We start from the raw sequence: 16,920 nt of genomic DNA on the forward strand, positions 1-16,920 counted from the left end.
GGGCCACGGATCGTGGCGTACCTTTCTGCGCCCGAAATCCCCGCGGCACCGTTTCCCCGCCAACCCCCACCGATCCCCCAGGAGTCCAGTTGAATGCACATATTGCGGCCAAGCGGCACACGCTGCTGCATGCAATCATCACGGTTTTGCTCGGCCTGTTCTTGATCGCCTTCGTGGCGTTCTACGCGATGTTCTCATCCCAGGTGGCCAGCGGCGCCTCGGACCTCAATAACGGCATGGGCAAGGCCAACGACGGAGTCGCCAAGCTGGCCGACGGGTCCTCCGGCGCCGCCGCCGGCGCCGCCGAACTGGCCGCCGGCACCGGTGCACTGTCCGAGGGCGCACAGAAACTTGCCAAGGGTGCGGAAAAGGCAGCGACCGGCGCAGTCAAGTTGACGGACGGTGCGGGCACCCTGCACGCAGGGACGACCAAGCTTTCGATCGGCGCCGGGGACGCCGAGGCCGGCGCGGCCAGGCTCGGCAACGGGGCAGCTGAACTGTCCGCCGGCGCGAAGAAGATCGCCGCCGGCACCGATGCGGTCGATGCCGCCGCGGGCAAACTCAACGCCGGTGCGGGCAAGTTGGCCGCGGGTGCGAAGGACGCGACAGTGGGTGCAGACGCACTCAGTGAAGGTTCATCCAAGCTGGCCACCGGTGCCGGTTCGCTCGCCGCGGGCACCGGCGCACTGGACACCGGGGCTCAGTCGCTCAGGGATGGTTCCCAGCAGCTCTCGGCCGGCATGTCCCAGCTCGGCATCGGCACGGTCAAGGTCAACACCGGAGCCCACGACCTCTCGGTGGGCGCGCAGCATCTCTCGGAGGGAGCCGGCGCGGCCAACGACGGTGCGCAGAAGCTTGCCGCCGGTACGCAGGCGGCAAATGCCGGTGCGCAGAAGCTTGCCGCGGGCACCACAAGTGCTGCCGCGGGGTCCGATGCCCTGGCGGCCGGCAGCAACAAGTTGCTCGGCGGTGTCGAGGAGCTGGCCAGCAAGGCCCCGGCCCTGGTTGAAGGCGTGGCGGCACTCAAGGACGGCTCCGGACAGCTGGCGGACGGCAGCACCAAGCTGGCCGCGGGCACCCGGAAGCTGGCCGACGCCGCACCCAAACTGCGCGGAGGCATCGTGGCCGCCCAGGAAGGTTCCGTGGGTGTCGAAACGGGCGCCAAGGGCCTGGCCGAGGGGCTGGCCACCGCCGACGGAAAAACGGGCGAACTGACGGACGGTTCCGGACGCCTGTCGAAGGGCCTGGGCGACCTTGCCGCGTTCGTGAAGGCGAATCCCGCGGTGCCGTCGGGCCTGTTGCTGGAGCAGATCAACGCACTCCATGACGGTTCCCAGGACCTGAATGCCGGCATGGAGAAGCTGCACGACGGTACCGCCAATCTTTCTGCCGGTGCCAAGAAGCTGGCCACCGGAAGCGGCCAACTGGCCGACGGCATGGATTCCCTGAAGCTGGGGACCAAGGACCTCGTTGGCCAAACGGACGCCCTGAACGACGGGGCACAGGCTGTCAAGACCGGAGCCGCCAGGCTGGACGGCGGGCTGGGCCAGCTCAGTGAGGGGTCCAAGGCCCTGGGTGCGGGCATCGGCGCACTGAAGACCGGAGCCACCGCGCTCAATGCCGGGGCGCAGGACCTGAACTCGGGGCTCGGACAGCTGGACGCCGGCTTCAACGACTCCTCCAAGGGCCTGTTGGCCGGACTCGGCGCCCTGGGCAACGGGGCCTCCCGGCTGGCCGAGGGCACCGACGCTCTGGCCGCCGGTAGCACCCAACTCAGCACCGGGGCCGGCACGCTGGCCCAGGGCACCGCCACCCTCCAGGACGGAGCCGGCAGGCTCACGACCGGGGCGGACGCCCTGGCTGCGGGCGGCAGCAAGCTCGCGGACGGCACCTCGGCCCTGGATGCCGGAGCCGGCAAGCTCAACGCTGGCGCCCATGAACTTGCGGCCGGCGGCAAGAAGCTTGCTGCCGGCACCGACAAGTTGGCAGCGGGCACCGGGTCGCTCAAGGCCGGAACCTCCGAGTTGGCGTCAAAGACCCCCGCGCTGGCACAGGGAGCCGACTCCGCGGCAGCCGGTGCCGACAAGCTCGAGGCCGGTGCCACGAAACTGGCTGCCGGCAACGCGAAGATCGCCCGCGGTGCCGAGGAGCTTGACGCCGGGGCGGCCAAGCTCGCCGGCGGCAGCGAAACCCTGGGCATGGGCCTGGAGGCGTTGCGCAACGGTTCCGGTGATTTGTCCACGGGTGCCACCAAGCTCGATGACGGTGCCAACCGGCTCGCCGACGGCAATTCGCAACTGGCCGCCGGACTGTCCACCCTCTCCGAGGGTTCGACCCAGCTGGCCGGCGGCACCTCGCGGTTGGAGGCCAGCACGCGGGCCGTTTCGGCATCCAAGATCGGCAGCGGCCCCAGCGCGCTGCTGCTCCTGATCCCGGTGGCCTTGCTGCTGATCCCGGCGCTCATCATGATGCGGAACCGCCGGCACCTGCGCGGTTAGTTTCCGCCCTTCGTGGTCCCCGGGCCGCGAATATCACGGGCGAGGCCGGTGCATCCCCCCCCGGGGCGGGCGCACCGGCCGCGCCCTGTCCCGTTTCAGGCCATATCGGCGGCACGAGGCCGCCGGGCGTCGCCGTCCTGGCCCGGACCGCAACCGTCTAGGTGTTCCGGCGTCGCAGGCACTACCGTGGAAGGAATATTAAAAACACTTTGACGTGAGGAAATTCGTGGGAGCAACAATCCGCCTTGGCATTGCCGGCTATGGAAACCTGGGACGAGGAGTGCAGGCGGCGGTCGCCAAGAACCCCGACATGGAGCTGGTGGGCGTCTACACCCGACGGGACCCCGCTGCCCTCTCTCTTCCCGATGGCGCCCCGGCCTTCCACATGGACCAACTGTCCGGGCACACCGAGGACATCGACGTGCTGGTCCTGTGCGGCGGTTCCAAGTCCGACCTGCCCGCGCAGGGTCCGGCATTGGCCGCCCTGTTCAACACGGTGGACAGCTTCGACACCCACGCGAAGATCCCCGAACACTTCGCCGCGGTGGATGCCCCGGCCACCGCGGCGGGCAAGACCGCACTGATCTCGGCCGGTTGGGATCCGGGAATGTTCTCCATCAACCGCGTCTACGGCGAGGCACTGCTTCCCGACGGGGAAACCTACACGTTCTGGGGCCGCGGCCTGAGCCAGGGACATTCCGATGCCATTCGCCGGGTTCCCGGCGTTGCCGCCGGCGTCCAGTACACGATTCCCAGCACCGAGGCCATCGCCAAGGTCCGCGCCGGCGAGCGCCCGGTCCTGGAAACCCGCGATAAGCACGTGCGCGAATGCTTCGTGGTGCTCGAAGACGGCGCCGACTCCGAGGCCGTCCGGACGGCCATCGTGACCATGGAGCACTACTTCGACGAGTACGACACCACGGTGAACTTCATCGATGCCGCCACACTGGCTTCCGAGCACACCTCGATGCCGCACGGCGGGTTCGTCTTCCGCAGCGGCAACACCAGCGACGAGCATGCCCAGGTCATTGAATACTCGTTGAGCCTGCAGTCGAACCCGGAATTCACTTCCAGCGTGCTGGTGGCCTACGCCCGCGCCGTGCACAGGATGAACCAGGCCGGCCAGACCGGTGCGAAGACAGTGTTCGACGTGGCGCCGGGCCTGCTGTCTCCGAAGTCGCCGGAGCAGTTGCGCGCCGAATTGCTGTAACCGCGCATCACCGAGGCCGGGGGCTCGTGGATGCTGTCCCATCCGGGTCGCACCCACGGGCCTCTGGCGTCTATTTACGAACTACTTCCGGGGACTGTCACGGCGAGGCTTGTGCAGCCAGGGCCTCAGCAACCGGGTCGTCACCGGCAAGAAGATATAGGTCATCAGCGGGGTCAGGATGCAGATGTTCAGCAACACCGCAAACATCAGCGGCCAATCCCGCAGCAACGGCATCAGCAGGAAGTTGGACAGCAGGCTCAGCGGGAAAAACGGCAGGAAGATGCTGACCGCCTGTTTCCACCGCGGGGGCACCACGATGTCGGGAATGGTGAGCTTGGTGTCCCCGGGCTGCTCGAACCACCCCTCGATCCCCGTGCGGTGCTCCACCTTGGTGATTTCCACCAGCTCCGCGGCACTGTCCATCCACCAGCGCCGCTCCGCGGACTCATCCCAGGCCGCCAGGGCCTTGGCGGAGGAGAATCGGTAGAGCACGTGCCATTCGTTGGATTCCGGCGCGGTGCGAATCCAACCGGACCCGAGGTAGCCGTCCCATTCGCGGGCCAGTTCCTGGCCCGCCTGGACCCAGGCGTTGAAGCGTCGGTGGTGTTCTGGCAGTACCGTCCGGGTGATGGAGACGGTGATGGGCGTCGCTTGTGGCATGCCCACAATCTAACGTCCCGCCGCCGTCTAGGCCCAACCCACCACCAGCCGCGCCGCCTGGACCGGTATCGTCGGGTCAACGCCGGTGAGCTCGGTAAAGCGCTTCAGCCGGTTCATCAGGGTGTTGCGGTGGCAATACAAGCGTTCCGCGGCCTGCGAGATGCTGCCGGTTTCCAGGTAGGCGGCCACTGCTTCTCCCAGCCGGCGGCGTTCGGTGGTCCCGCAATTTTCCAGGGCCCGCTCCACCTCGCCGAGTCCCGGCGCTCCCGCCCTGTCGAGCTCGCGCCTGGCCATGCGCGCCCAGCCCCGCGTCCAAGTCATGGCTCCCTGCTCCGCCGGCTCGAGCAGCTTGGCCAACGATGCGGCGACCGCCGCCGCATGTGGAACCCGTTCCAGGGTGCAGCCTTCCACAATCAACCCGCAGGTCAGCCGCTCAAGACTCGCAGACAGCCGCTGGGCCCGGGATCCGGCCCGTAGCCCCAGCGGGAAGAACACCACCAGCGCATCCGCCCTTGAATAGGTAAACACCTGGTTGCCGGCCCGCGCATTTGCCAGGGCAAGGCGCAGAGCCGGTATGTGGTCCCACGACGCAACCGCCACCACATATTCCGTCGCCAGGTCCTGGCCGAGGTCCTCTGCTATCCGTTCCAGTTCGGTCGGGGTCAGGTTCTTCTCGCTGAACAGCGTCGCGAGGTATCCCTGCCGCACGCTGTCTGCCTCCGCCTGGATCCTCGCGAGCTCTGCGACATAAGCCCGCTGGGTCTCCCCGGCGTAGCCGTCGACCACTTCCCAGACCCGGGTGGTGTGCCCGACCAGCAACAGTGCGTCCTCCGGCTCGGCAATGCCAGTGATGGCCTCCCAGATCACCGAGAAGTCCAGGCGGATCGCCGTCATCAGCGCCTCGATCGGGACGCCGGCCCGTGCCCGCGAGACTCCCACGTCCAGGGCGATGGCATCGCGTTCGCGAAGGTAGTCAGGATGATCATCCACCGTCTTCATCGCCAGGAGCAGTGCCTCGAAGGAAGCGCTTCCCGTACGCCTGATTTCACTGACGGGCAGCGGGGAAACGGCATAGCTGGGAACGGCACCGAGGCGTTCAATGAATTCCTCCGTCAGTTCCGCGACGTCCAGCCGCTCCAGCAGCGCTGTACAGCGCGCGGCATCATCCGATTGGTCGTTTGGCGTGATTCCTGCGAAATCCGGCGTTAACATTCCCCCATATTATGTGCATTTGCACCGTTTGTGGTGTGCAACTCGTTGTGAAACGTGCGCCACGTCACCGCCGATCCTTGGCAAGATTGGTGGGGTCCCCACCATCGGATGGCGAGCAGCGACGCAGCGGCCCTCCCCTTGAGATTCAGGCAGATAATCCCATGACCCACACTGGAACACTCGAAGCCGGTGCAACACGGCAGATCTCCGACAAGGAGGCCACCAAGGTTGCCATCGGCGCCCTCATTGGCACGGCCATGGAGTGGTACGACTTCTTCCTCTTCAGCGCCGCAGCGGCGCTGGTCTTCAACGTCCAGTTCTTCGCCAGCCAGAACGCCACCGCGGCCGCCATGGCAGCCTTCGCCACCTTCGGCGTCGGGCTCGTGGCCCGGCCCATCGGCGGCATGATTTTCGGCGTGATGGGAGACAAGATCGGGCGCCGCAAGACGCTCATGGTCACCATCGTCGGCATTGGCGTGATCACCGGCCTGATCGGCCTGCTGCCGACCTACGCCGCCATCGGCATCGCCGCCCCGATCCTCCTGGTGCTCCTGCGCATCATGCAGGGCCTGTTCGTCGGCGGCGAGTGGTCCGGCGCCATGACCATCGTGGTGGAAAACGCGCCGCTGCACCGACGTGCCCGCTATGCCGCATTGCCGCAGATCGGCTCCCCGATCGGCACCATCCTCTCCTCCGGCGGCTTCTTCCTGATGACTGTGTTCTTCTCGCAGGAAAGCTTTGACGCCTGGGGCTGGCGCGTGCCGTTCCTTGCAGCGATCCCGATGCTGCTGGTTGCCCTGTACATCCGCAGCCGCCTCGACGAGTCCCCGGTCTTCAAGGAACTCATGGAGAAGGGCGAGACCGAAAAGGCCCCGATCCGCACCACGCTGAGGGAATCCTGGAAGCAAATCATCATCGGCATGGCCGCCGGCATGCTCGGCATCGGCGGCTTCTACCTGGTCACCGCGTTCGTGGTCTGGTACGGCGTGAACGTGCTGGACTACAAGCCCTCGCTGATGCTGGCCGGCGGCATCATTGCCGCGGTCGTTGAAATCCCGGTGCTGATCATCGGCGGCCGCCTCGGCGAGCGCTTCGGCTCCTCCAAGGTCATCACCTACGGCGGCATCTTCTCTGCCATCATCGCATGGCCCGCTTTCCTGCTCATCGAATCGGGCAGCGACGTGCTGGTGATTGCCGGCATGACCCTCGCGGTCGCGGCCCTGTCGCTGCCGTACGCCGCCTCCGGCACGGTGCTCACCGGCCTGTTCCCGGCCAAGACCCGCTACACCGGCGTCGGCTTCGCGCAGAACACCGCCGGCATGATCTCCGGGTTCATCCCGCTGGCCGCCACCGCCTTGGTCGCAGCCGCGTCAAACCACTGGTGGCCGGCCGCAGCCATGCTCATCTTCCTCTCCCTGTTCACCGCAGTGGCCGGGGTCATCGCGCCCCGCCTCAGCGTCGACCTGCCCGGCTTCAAGCACTAGCACCCCCCCTTCCGTGGTCCCCGCACCTTGTGCGGGGACCACGGAAGCATCCTCCATCTTCACCACGCTCCACCACAAAGGACCACCACAGCCCATGAGCACCTCAGCCGGACACCTCATCGTCAAGACCCTCGAGGCACACGGTGTCTCCCGCGTCTATGCAGTACCGGGGGAAAGCTACCTCGATGTCCTCGACGGCCTGCACGACGCCGGGATCCACACCGTGGTCACCCGCCACGAGGGCGGTGCAGGATTCATGGCCCTGGCCGAAGGTCGCCTCGGGTCGGTGCCGGGCATTGCCATGGTCACCCGCGGCCCCGGGGCCGCCAACGCCATGATCGCCATCCACACCGCCTGGCAGGATGCCACTGCCATGGTGCTCTTCGTCGGGCTGATCCCGCTGGCCGACCGCGGCCGCGACTCTTTCCAGGAGTTCAGCCTGGAGGGCTGGTTCTCCACCACCGCCAAGGGAGTTTTTGTACTCGATGACGAGCACCAGGCCGGGGATCTTGTGGCCCGCGCGCTGCGCCTGGCCACCACCGGCCGCCCGGGACCCGTGGTGGTGGGACTGCCCGAGGACGTGCTGGTCCGCATGACAGACTCCCCCGTTCCCGCCGTCCACCCGCTGCCGGAGGCCGCCCCGGGCGCCGCCGGCCTGCGGACGCTGGCCACCCTGCTGTCTGCCGCGCAGCGCCCCGCCATCATCGTTGGCGGGGACGGCTGGGACGCCGACACCTCGGGCGCATTGGCCGACTTCGCCGTAGCCGCCCACGTCCCGGTGCTTGCCGACTGGCGCGCCTACGACGCCATCGACCACGACTCCCCCGCCTACGCCGGCTGGCTGGGCTACGGCCGGGCCGAGCGCACCGTCGCCGCGCTGAACGATGCCGACCTGCTGGTCTTCATCGGCTGCACCCGCTCCGATGTGCTCTCCGAGGGCTACAAGTCGGCTCTGGACACCCCGACCATCGTGGTCTCCAACGACGCGGAGCTCATCGGCCACGCCGGACGGATCGACGCCCACTTGGGAGTGTCCCCCGCCGAGTTCGTCGCCGCGCTGCCCGCGGGCGACTCCCTGAGCGGAACACGCGGAGCCCAGTGGATGGAGGGACTTCGGACCGAACAGCTGGCCTTCACCCGTCCCGGACCCGACGGCGGCACCGGCGTGGATCTCGGCATCGCGTTCGAGGCCCTGGAAGCGGCACTGGATGCCGACCGGATCATCACCTACGGCGCCGGCAACGCCACCCTGTGGGGCCACCGCTACCTCTCCCACCACGGACCGAGGTCCCTGGTGGGTCCGCGCAACGGCGCGATGGGGCTTTCGGTCCCGGCGGCCGTGGCGGCAAGCATCATGCACCCGGGGCGCCACGTCGTGGCAATCTGCGGGGACGGGGACTTCTTCATGAACGCCCAGGAACTGGCCGTTTCCTTTGCCCATGGCGGTACCCCGCTCATTATCGTGGTGGACAACGGCATCTTCGGCACCATCGTGGCCCACCAGCAGCAGCACTACCCGCAGCGTCCCTCGGGCACCGCGATGGAGAACCCGAACTTCGCCCAGTGGATTCAATCCTTCGGCGGGCACGGGGAGTTTGTGGAAAGCACCGCCGACTTCGCCCCGGCCCTCGAGCGGGCACTGGCCAGCGGCCTGCCGGCGGTGCTGCACCTCAAGACCGACCCCTCCACCATGGGCCCGGGCACCGTGGCGCACCGCGCGGAGGCCAACGCATGAGACTCGATCTGCTGGTGCGCGCCGGTACCATCCTGACCATGGACGAGGACCGCCCGACGGCACGCGAAATGGGGATCATCGGCGGGCGCATCGTGGGCTTCGACGAGGAACTGGCCGGATGCACCGCGGATCGCACCGAGGACTTTGGCGAAGCGACCATCACCCCCGGATTCATCGACGCGCACTGCCACACCACCTGGTGGGGGCTGGGGCTCGCGGCCCTTGACCTGTCGCCGGCACGCGGGCTGGAGGAACTCTATGCCCTGCTCGAATCCGAGGTGTACCGGCTTGCCGCCACCCCGGGCGTGTGGCTCAACGGCACCGGCTTCAACCACAAGAACCACGACGGGCAGTTCCCCGACATCAAACGGCTCGACGCGATCACCGGGGACCGGCCGCTGTACCTGCGCCACGTCTCCGGGCACGCCTCGATCACCAACACCGCCACACTGAAACTGGCCGGGGCGCTGGAGCCGGGCTTCGCCGATCCCGTGGGCGGCGCCGTGGTGCGCGATGCGCAAGGCTCCCCCACCGGGCTGGTCGAGGAATCGGCCCAGGGGATCATCCAGAAGATGCTGCTGCCCTACTCGGCGGACCAGATCGTCGGCGCACTGGACGCCGCGACCGCCCGCTACGCCGCCGAGGGCATCACTTCCTTCACCGAGGCAGGCATCGGCGGGGGCTGGATCGGCCACTCCCCCGTGGAAGTCACCGCCTACCAGCGGGCGCTGGCTGCCGGGAAGCTCCATGCCCGCGCCCAGCTGATGCCGACGCTCGACGCCCTGCGCGGGCAGGAATCGCACGCCGCCGACGCCCACGGCACCGGCACCGGGTTGGGGTTGGACCTGGGCATCACGGCGGGGTTCGGCAACGAGCACCTTTCGCTGGGCCCGGTCAAGGTGTTCATGGACGGATCGCTCCTGGGCGCCACCGCCGCGGTGACGGAGGACTATTGCGGGCACCAGCACAACACCGGCTACCTGCTCGATGACCCCCAGGCTTACCGGGAACGTGTGGCGGCTGCCTACCGTTCCGGCTGGCCCGTGGCGCTGCATGCCATCGGCGACGCGGCCATCGACCTGGCCATCGAGATCATCTCCGGGCTGCAGGAAAAGCACGGCCCCAACGCGCTGCCCAACCGCATCGAGCACTTCGGCATCGCCCGCCCGGACCAGGTGGAGGCGGTGGCCAGGCACGGCATCGCGGTGACCCCGCAGGCCTCCTTCATCGGCCCGCTGGGCGACCAGTTCGCCAAGCTCGTCGGTCTCGAGCGCCAGGGCTGGCTCTACCGGGGCCAGTCGCTGCTGGATGCCGGGGTCCTGGTGGCAGGCAGCTCGGACTTGCCGGTGGCCGACAACAACGTGCGCCGCGCCATGGCCTCCGCCGTGGACCGCTTGACCGAAAAGGGCCTGGTGCTCGGCGGTGCGGCGGAATGCCTGAGCCCGCTCGAGGCGCTGCGTCTGTACACCGTCAATGCCGCCAAGGCCACCGGTCTGTTCGCCGACCGCGGGTCCCTGGCCCGGGGCAAGCTCGCCGATTTCGTGGTGCTCTCCGAGTCCCCGTTGCTGGCCCGGAACATTGCTGACCTCCAGGTCATGGGCACCTTCGTCGGCGGCAGGCAAAGCCACGCGCGTGCCGATAACGACGCGCTGGCCACCGCCTGAACCACCATCACCTCCCTCCCCGAACAACCACATTGCAGGAGACACCATGACGTCGAACAACAGCGCATTCCTGGCCGATTTCACCTCGATGAGCACCCATGGTGCGACCGCCGGCGGCGGAGTTGACCGCCAAGCGGCCACCGTTGCCGACGGGCAGAACCGCAACTGGTTCCGCGGCTTGGTGGAGGGGCACGGCTTCACCGTGCGTTACGACGCGGTCGGCAACCAGTACTCGATGCTTGAGCTGGCTCCCGGCGCCCCCTGGATCGCCGTGGGCTCGCACCTTGATTCCCAGCCGCTGGGCGGCCGCTTCGACGGCGCCTACGGTGTGCTGGCCGGGGCGCATGCGGCCAAGCGTGTCCAGGAGTCCCTGGCCGGTGCCGGGGGCGAGGCGAAGTTCAACATCGTGGTGGTCAATTGGTTCAACGAAGAGGGTTGCCGGTTCAAGCCCTCGATGATGGGCAGCTCCGTCTACACCGGCAAGCTCGGCGCCGCCCAGGTGCTGGAGACCACCGACCCCGACGGAGTCACGGTTCGCGAGGCGCTTGAGGCCATCGGGACCATCGGGGACTTCGAGTTGCCGGTGGCCGCCTATGTGGAGATCCACATCGAGCAGGGACGCTCATTGGAAGACAGGGAACTGACCATCGGGCTGGTCGAATCGACCTGGGGCGCGAACAAGTACGAATTCGTGGTGCACGGCGACCAGGCGCACACCGGCGCCACTGTCATCGCCGACCGCCAGGACGCACTGCTGGGTGCCTCCGCGCTGGTGGTTGCCGCACGCGAGATCGCGCTGGAACACTCCACCGAGGAGCACATGGTGATCACCTCTTGCGGCGAGTTCAACGTCTTCCCGAACTCCCCGGTGGTGGTTGCCAGCCGCGTGAACTTGCTGGTGGATGTGCGCTCCACCGACCCCGACGTGCTGGCCGCCGCGGATGCGGACCTGCACGCCCGCGTGGCACGGATTGAGAAGATGGCCAACGTGCGGATCGAGCGTGGCGCCGAACATGTGTGGGGGGCCAAGGCCTACGACCGGGCCGGGTTGGAGCTTGCGGCCCAGGCGGCAGATTCGTTGGGCCTGCGCCACGGTGTGGTGCGCACCCTTGCCGGCCACGATTCGACGAACATGAAGGACATGGTCCCAACCATCATGCTTTTCATTCCCAGCGTCGAGGGCATCAGCCACAACGAACGCGAGCTGACGAAAGATGCGGACATGCTCGCCGGGGTGGACCTGCTGGCCGAGGTGCTCCTGCGCGTGGTGCGCGGTGAATTTGTTTCCGCTGCCGGAAACGTGCAGGATGCTGAAGCGGATTCGTCCCTCGTACCCTAACCATCTTGTTGCGGCCGTTGAGCACGTTGATTCACTCACCGGACGTACAAGCGCTCACTCGCGCCTGGGTGGCCGGTCCGCCGGGTTGATCGGTCGTACGTTGTATTGGCGGGTGCCGGGCAGTGGTGGTGCGGTTGAGGTGTAGGGGTGTCCGCTGGAGGTGGTGATGCGGATGGTGTGCCTGTCGCCGGGGACGGTGTGTTCTTCCCAGTCGGGGGCTTCCTTGGCGGCGTTGCAGCGGCGACATCGTCCGCCCGCATTTTCCGCGGTGCTTGGTCCGCCGCGGGACACCTGCACCACGTGGTCCAGGTGCTCGATTTTCCCGTTGCAGTACGGGGTGCGGCAGTACCGGTCCCGCAGGGTGATGAAGCGCTTGAGTCCGCCGCTGAACAGCCGTGCCTTGGAGTCCATGGCCACCAGGTCCCCGGTGCCCGGGGCGGTGTAGAGGCGCCGGACCCAGGAGTCCAGGGGGTTATCCGGGTTCCCGGCGAACAGTTCGCGGGCCCTGGCGGCACTGATGTATCCGTAGCCGGGGATCACGGCCGGTTCGGGGTGGCCCTGGTACAGGGTCCTGTCGGTCATCACCAGGCTCACCTCCACGGGGATGTTGGTGTGGTCGCCGATCCCGGTGAGGGATTCGAAAAAGAAGTCGGCGGCAATCTGCCCCTGGGTCCGGGGGTCCCCGGCAGCCTGGGCACGGCCGATTTCACGCGCCATGACCTGGCACAGGGCCGCCCCGTACTCCAAGGGGAACATCCCGGTGATCCTCACCCGGCACGGATCGACCTGGAACACCTCCACGTGCCGTTCCCTCATCGCACGCTCCTCCAGGTCCACCTCGGCTTCCGGCTCAAGGATCAGCGCCCATTGGCGGATCATCTCCCGCAGCTTGGCACCTCCCTGCCCGAAGCAGGTGTGGGTCTCGCAAAAAAGCATGCGGTCGATGTCCCGGCGGTTCACCGGCTTCAGGCGCCGCACCTCTCGCACGATGAGCTTGGCTTCCTCCGAGTTGATGGTCCCCTCCCGCAGCCCCTGACGGGTGCAGGGCAGGTCCTCGGTGAGGATGCGGGCGCGGTTCAGGAACCTCGTCCCCGAACGCTGGGACGCGTGCAGGGCCAGGCCCACCTCCGCGCCCACGCCCCACTGCGGGTTCTTGACCCGCACCCCTCGCCCGATCCGGTCGGCGGCGACAACGTCCCCCAGGGTGCACGCCAACTCAGATTGCTTGGCGCCGACCGCCGACTTCAGGTGCTCGTAGGCACCGAGGGTTTCCACCAATTCGAAGTCATCGTCCTGGGCCGTGGCCAGGTTCACCGCCCGCGCCATGGCCCTCACCCCGTCGGGCCCGGTACGCACGAGATATTCGGCCATCAGGACACCCATGTCCAACCCGCGACCCAAAAGCGCCCCGTAGGACAGCTCCTCATCGGCAACATCCAGGATGCTGCCGGAACCGCTGCTCGATGACGTCGCTGCCATACCCCAATCATAGAAGACACCACCGACAGTTTGAAGCCGTGGCTTCAAATACTAGGAAACAGATTCGATCACCGCAACGGACACGACATCATGGCAGCCACAACAAGCCCTCCCAGGCCAAGGCCGGGCAGCAAAGGAGACCGAGTACCGTTCGATTTACACTCACATTGGTGCACGCCAGCTGACAGAGACGCGCGGCTAGGAGCGCAGCAACTGAGTCAGCGACATCGGCGGCTGCCCGGTGATCCGCTCAATGTCACCGCTGACGTTTTCAAGTGCGCCGGCGGCGATCGCCTGGTAGGTGGAGACCCAGGCGTCGAGTTGCCACTGCGGAGCCCCGTAGGAAGCCCGCGAGGCATAGGCCTCCTGGACCGTCTCGTCCACGTAGGAGACCTGCCGCGGGCCAACGTTGCTCAGGATCTGCGCGACTTCAGCCAGTGACAGCGCCTCGGGGCCGGTTAGCTCGTAGGTCGCCCCAAGATGCCTGCCCGGTTCGCGCAAGATCGCCGCTGCCGTGCGCGCCACGTCGGCCCGGGCAACCACGGCTGCCTTGCCGTCGCCGCCCGGCCCGCGGATAACCCCGTCCGCCCCCACCAGGTCAGGCAGGAAATCAGCGTAGAAGTTGTCGCGCAGGAACGTGTACTGGAGTCCCGAGGCCCGAATGTATTCTTCGGTGGCGTAGTGGTCGCGGGCCAGGGTGAACACCGCGTCCTGGGCGGCGCCGACAAACGAAACGTAGATGAGGTGGTGCACCCCGGCTGCAACCGCCGCATCGACGAAGTCGCAATGTTGCTCCAAGCGGTCACGGCTTTCGGACGCGGAGACCATGAACACCGTCTCGGCCCCCGCCAGTGCCGTGCGCGTGCCTGACGTGTTTTCGTAGGCGGCCTGCAGCACGGTGGCACCGTCAAGCGGCGGCGCCTTGCGCGGCGTCCTGGCCAGCAGGCGCTGCTTGACCCCGGCGGCACTGAGCAGTGCGGCGACCCTGCCGCCGAGCTCCCCGGTGGACCCGGTCACGGCCAGCGGCGGTGGAATGAGGTTCATGGTTACATTCCACCACCGAACCCGTCTCCGCGCATAGGAAGCCCATCCGCCCGGGACCGCGGCATCCGCGGACCACCGCTCTCCGTGGCGGGTTTTGGTGCGCCGCCGGGCATGGATTTCCGGGCGCGTCGGGGAGATGCTGGGAGCATGAAAACGTTGAACCACAGCGCCGTGTATGTGGAAGCAACACGGTCAGACATCCACGATCTCGTCCGCACCCTCGTCGACGCCATCGGGGCACCCCGGGTGCAGGTGATCTCCGGAACCACCGACCGCACGGCTCCGCACCGCTGGGCACATCCAGAGGGCACCGAGCTGGATGCAGTGACGGAACAACGGCTGCGCCTGGGCTACCGCGTGTGGCTGACCTTGCAGAGCATGGAAGACCCGCAGGCCGCTGTCGCTTGGCTGCAAGCCGCCAACCCCTTGCTGGACGACGACCGGCCGCTGGACTTCATTGCGAAGATGCACGCGCAGCAGGTGGTGAACGCGGCCGAGGCGCTGGTGACCCATACCGCGAAGCGCTAAGGGCAACGAGCTGTTGCCGCCACCCCGTGCCTTAGACCCACAGGTGCGGGGCGGGCCTGCGCGCACCGGGCAAAGCGGTGTCTTCGCGCCAGCGTGCCACCCATTCGGGCAGCTCCAGGCCATCGGGCACCGTCAGGCCGGCCTTGGCGAGGATCTCCTCGTTGCCCACCGGGCCGTTCTTCGAAAGCAGTCGCGTGGCCATGACCGCCTGCACGTAGATTTCCCCGTTGGCGACCATGCGCTGCTCGAAGTAGATGCACTTGTCGTCCATGCCCAGGATGCGGGTTTCCTGCGTGAACTTCTGGTTGAAGACCACTGACTTGCGGAAGGTGATGGTCTCGGACTGGACCAGGGGACTCCACTTGTTCTTCTTCATGATGTCCCACACCCCGGCGCGGACCATCAGGTCGAAGCGGCCCAAATCGAAGAGGGAAAAGTACATCCCGTTGTTGATGTGCCCGGCAATGTCGATGTCGGTGAGCAGTGCGCGCATCGACATGGAAGAGGTATCGAACATCGAAATCTTTGGGCGTTTACGTGCCGTGGCCAGCACGATCAGGAGGCGAAAGAGTGCATGCATGAACCCCATACTACTCATCAGTAACTTGGCTGTCATCCACCTCACACGACCAGTGATTGACATTCATCAATGGCGGGCCGCAAAATTGGTCATGGGCACCACCGTGCTTTGACCCCGCATACCCATCTTCAGGACCCCCCACCATGGCCCCGCGCGCGCTACGACCCTTCGCCCATCGCGACTATCGCATCCTCCTGATCGCGATGGCCATCAGCGTCTTTGCCCATGGCATGTGGGCGGTGGCGATGGTCTACCAGGTCAAGCACCTGGGTGGAGGGCCTGCCCAGCTTTCAGTGGTGGCTACCGCAACGTCCCTGGGCCTGCTGGGCTTCGTGCTTGTTGGCGGCATTACCGCCGACCGGGTTAGCTGCCGAAAGATCATCATTCTCGTCGAGGCCGTCTCGCTATTCGTGATGGCCACCGTGGCCACGCTCGCCATCACCGGGGCCATGGAGCTCTGGCACCTTGCGGTGGCCGGTTTCATCCAGGGTGCCGGTGCAGCGTTCTTCTTCCCCGCATATTCGGCGCTCCTGCCCCGCATCCTGCCGGCAGAGGACCTGCTGGCCGCCAACGGCATGGAGGGAATGTTCCGTCCGGTCCTGCAGCAGGCAGCGGGTCCCGCCATTGCCGGCGTGCTGGTTGCCTCATTCAATCCGTCAATGGCGGTTGTCGGGATAGCAGCCTGCCACGTTGTCGCGTTCCTGGTCCTGAACATGCTGGGGCACCACAAAGCCTACGACGCGCACCTTGAACCCAACCAGAAGCGCCCAAGCGCCCTGGCCGACCTGCGCGAGGCAGTGGGTTACACCGTGGGCACCCCCTGGTTGCTCTGGACCCTGCTCTTTGCCGTCATCTCGGTGCTGAGCTTCATCGGACCCATCGAGGTACTGTTGCCCTTCGTCGTGGAGGACCAGCTGGGCGGGGACGCCAAGACCTTCGGGTTCATGCTCGCCGCCTACGGCATCGGCAGTGCCATCGGCTCGATGGTGACCTCCTCCTTCCCGCTCCCCCGGCGCTACCTCACCTTCATGATCATGTTCTGGGGATTCGGGACCCTGCCGCTGGCGCTGATCGGGCTGACCAGCACACCGCTTGCGCTGGCCATCATCATGGTCATCCCGGGCATCACCGGCGGACTCGGACAGGTTATCTGGGGCACGCTGCTGCAGCGCCGGGTCCCGCACCACATGCTCGGCAGGATTTCCTCGCTGGACTTCTTCGTCTCGCTGGCACTCATGCCGGTGTCGATGGCGCTGGCAGGACCGCTTGCCGAAGTCATTCCCCTGTGGATGATCTTCGTGGTGGCGGGCGTGGCATCTCCGGTGATCGGGATCATTGCCTGGTTCGCCGGACGAATGTACCGGGACGAGATCGAGCATCCCCTCGACCGGTTTGACGCTCCCCAACAGACGGACGCGTCACCCGCCATCGACCTGTGATTGTGTGTCGGCCGCCCCGCGGCCGGCACACACCGCCTACAGGTACGG

The 16,920-nt window shown here is 67.0% G+C and carries 13 protein-coding genes; 8 read left to right on the forward strand and 5 right to left on the reverse strand.

The features are described 5' to 3' along the window. Positions 1-89: 89 nt before the first annotated feature. Both ABD687_RS09440 and ABD687_RS09445 read left to right on the forward strand, forming a co-directional pair. Positions 90-2,498: a hypothetical protein gene (locus ABD687_RS09440; protein WP_310291877.1), complete on the forward strand. Its 2,409-nt coding sequence runs from the start codon at positions 90-92 to the stop codon at positions 2,496-2,498. Between the two features lie 226 nt (positions 2,499-2,724). Beyond that, on the forward strand, positions 2,725-3,708 hold the full coding sequence (locus ABD687_RS09445; protein ID WP_310291874.1) for a diaminopimelate dehydrogenase: 984 nt from the start codon (positions 2,725-2,727) through the stop codon (positions 3,706-3,708). 81 nt (positions 3,709-3,789) lie between these two features. Here the strand turns inward: ABD687_RS09445 and ABD687_RS09450 are convergent, their stop codons facing one another. Together ABD687_RS09450 and ABD687_RS09455 are read right to left on the reverse strand one after the other, a co-directional pair. Then, positions 3,790-4,368 carry an antibiotic biosynthesis monooxygenase gene (locus ABD687_RS09450; RefSeq protein WP_264270220.1) on the reverse strand — a complete coding sequence of 193 codons (579 nt, stop codon included), beginning with the start codon at positions 4,366-4,368 and terminating at the stop codon, positions 3,790-3,792. Positions 4,369-4,395: 27 nt separating this feature from the next. Then, positions 4,396-5,580 (reverse strand): helix-turn-helix domain-containing protein, encoded by a 1,185-nt coding sequence (locus ABD687_RS09455; RefSeq protein WP_310291868.1) that lies wholly within the window; start codon positions 5,578-5,580, stop codon positions 4,396-4,398. A gap of 161 nt (positions 5,581-5,741) precedes the next feature. Here ABD687_RS09455 and ABD687_RS09460 point away from each other — a divergent pair, with 161 nt between their 5' ends. The 4 genes from ABD687_RS09460 to ABD687_RS09475 all read left to right on the forward strand — a co-directional run bounded on the left by ABD687_RS09460 (position 5,742) and on the right by ABD687_RS09475 (position 11,802). Next, positions 5,742-7,064 carry an MFS transporter gene (locus tag ABD687_RS09460; RefSeq protein WP_264270218.1) on the forward strand — a complete coding sequence of 441 codons (1,323 nt, stop codon included), beginning with the start codon at positions 5,742-5,744 and terminating at the stop codon, positions 7,062-7,064. A 94-nt stretch (positions 7,065-7,158) separates the two neighbouring features. Continuing rightward, complete coding sequence (locus tag ABD687_RS09465; protein ID WP_310291865.1) at positions 7,159-8,799, forward strand: thiamine pyrophosphate-dependent enzyme; 1,641 nt, start codon at positions 7,159-7,161, stop codon at positions 8,797-8,799. Next, complete coding sequence (locus tag ABD687_RS09470; RefSeq protein ID WP_310291863.1) at positions 8,796-10,463, forward strand: amidohydrolase; 1,668 nt, start codon at positions 8,796-8,798, stop codon at positions 10,461-10,463. Before ABD687_RS09465 ends, ABD687_RS09470 begins: the two co-directional genes overlap by 4 nt. A 46-nt stretch (positions 10,464-10,509) precedes the next feature. Beyond that, a complete protein-coding gene (locus ABD687_RS09475; RefSeq protein WP_310291860.1) occupies positions 10,510-11,802 on the forward strand; it encodes a M20 family metallo-hydrolase in 1,293 nt (430 codons plus the stop codon). Between the two features lie 54 nt (positions 11,803-11,856). Here ABD687_RS09475 and ABD687_RS09480 read toward each other — a convergent pair whose 3' ends face one another. Both ABD687_RS09480 and ABD687_RS09485 read right to left on the reverse strand, forming a co-directional pair. Then, on the reverse strand, positions 11,857-13,281 hold the full coding sequence (locus tag ABD687_RS09480; protein ID WP_310291855.1) for an HNH endonuclease: 1,425 nt from the start codon (positions 13,279-13,281) through the stop codon (positions 11,857-11,859). Positions 13,282-13,479: 198 nt separating this feature from the next. Further along, a complete protein-coding gene (locus ABD687_RS09485) occupies positions 13,480-14,325 on the reverse strand; it encodes an SDR family oxidoreductase (RefSeq protein WP_310291853.1) in 846 nt (281 codons plus the stop codon). 147 nt (positions 14,326-14,472) lie between these two features. Between ABD687_RS09485 and ABD687_RS09490 the strand changes: the two genes are divergently transcribed. Further along, positions 14,473-14,853: an antitoxin Xre/MbcA/ParS toxin-binding domain-containing protein gene (locus tag ABD687_RS09490; protein WP_310291850.1), complete on the forward strand. Its 381-nt coding sequence runs from the start codon at positions 14,473-14,475 to the stop codon at positions 14,851-14,853. A gap of 31 nt (positions 14,854-14,884) precedes the next feature. Here the strand turns inward: ABD687_RS09490 and ABD687_RS09495 are convergent, their stop codons facing one another. Continuing rightward, a complete protein-coding gene (locus ABD687_RS09495; RefSeq protein ID WP_310291848.1) occupies positions 14,885-15,433 on the reverse strand; it encodes an acyl-CoA thioesterase in 549 nt (182 codons plus the stop codon). 143 nt (positions 15,434-15,576) lie between these two features. Between ABD687_RS09495 and ABD687_RS09500 the strand changes: the two genes are divergently transcribed. Then, positions 15,577-16,872 (forward strand): MFS transporter, encoded by a 1,296-nt coding sequence (locus ABD687_RS09500; protein ID WP_310291845.1) that lies wholly within the window; start codon positions 15,577-15,579, stop codon positions 16,870-16,872. The last annotated feature ends 48 nt before the right edge of the window (positions 16,873-16,920 follow it).

Origin of the sequence: Paeniglutamicibacter sulfureus (assembly GCF_039535115.1) — a bacterium.
Classification (GTDB): domain Bacteria; phylum Actinomycetota; class Actinomycetes; order Actinomycetales; family Micrococcaceae; genus Paeniglutamicibacter; species Paeniglutamicibacter sulfureus.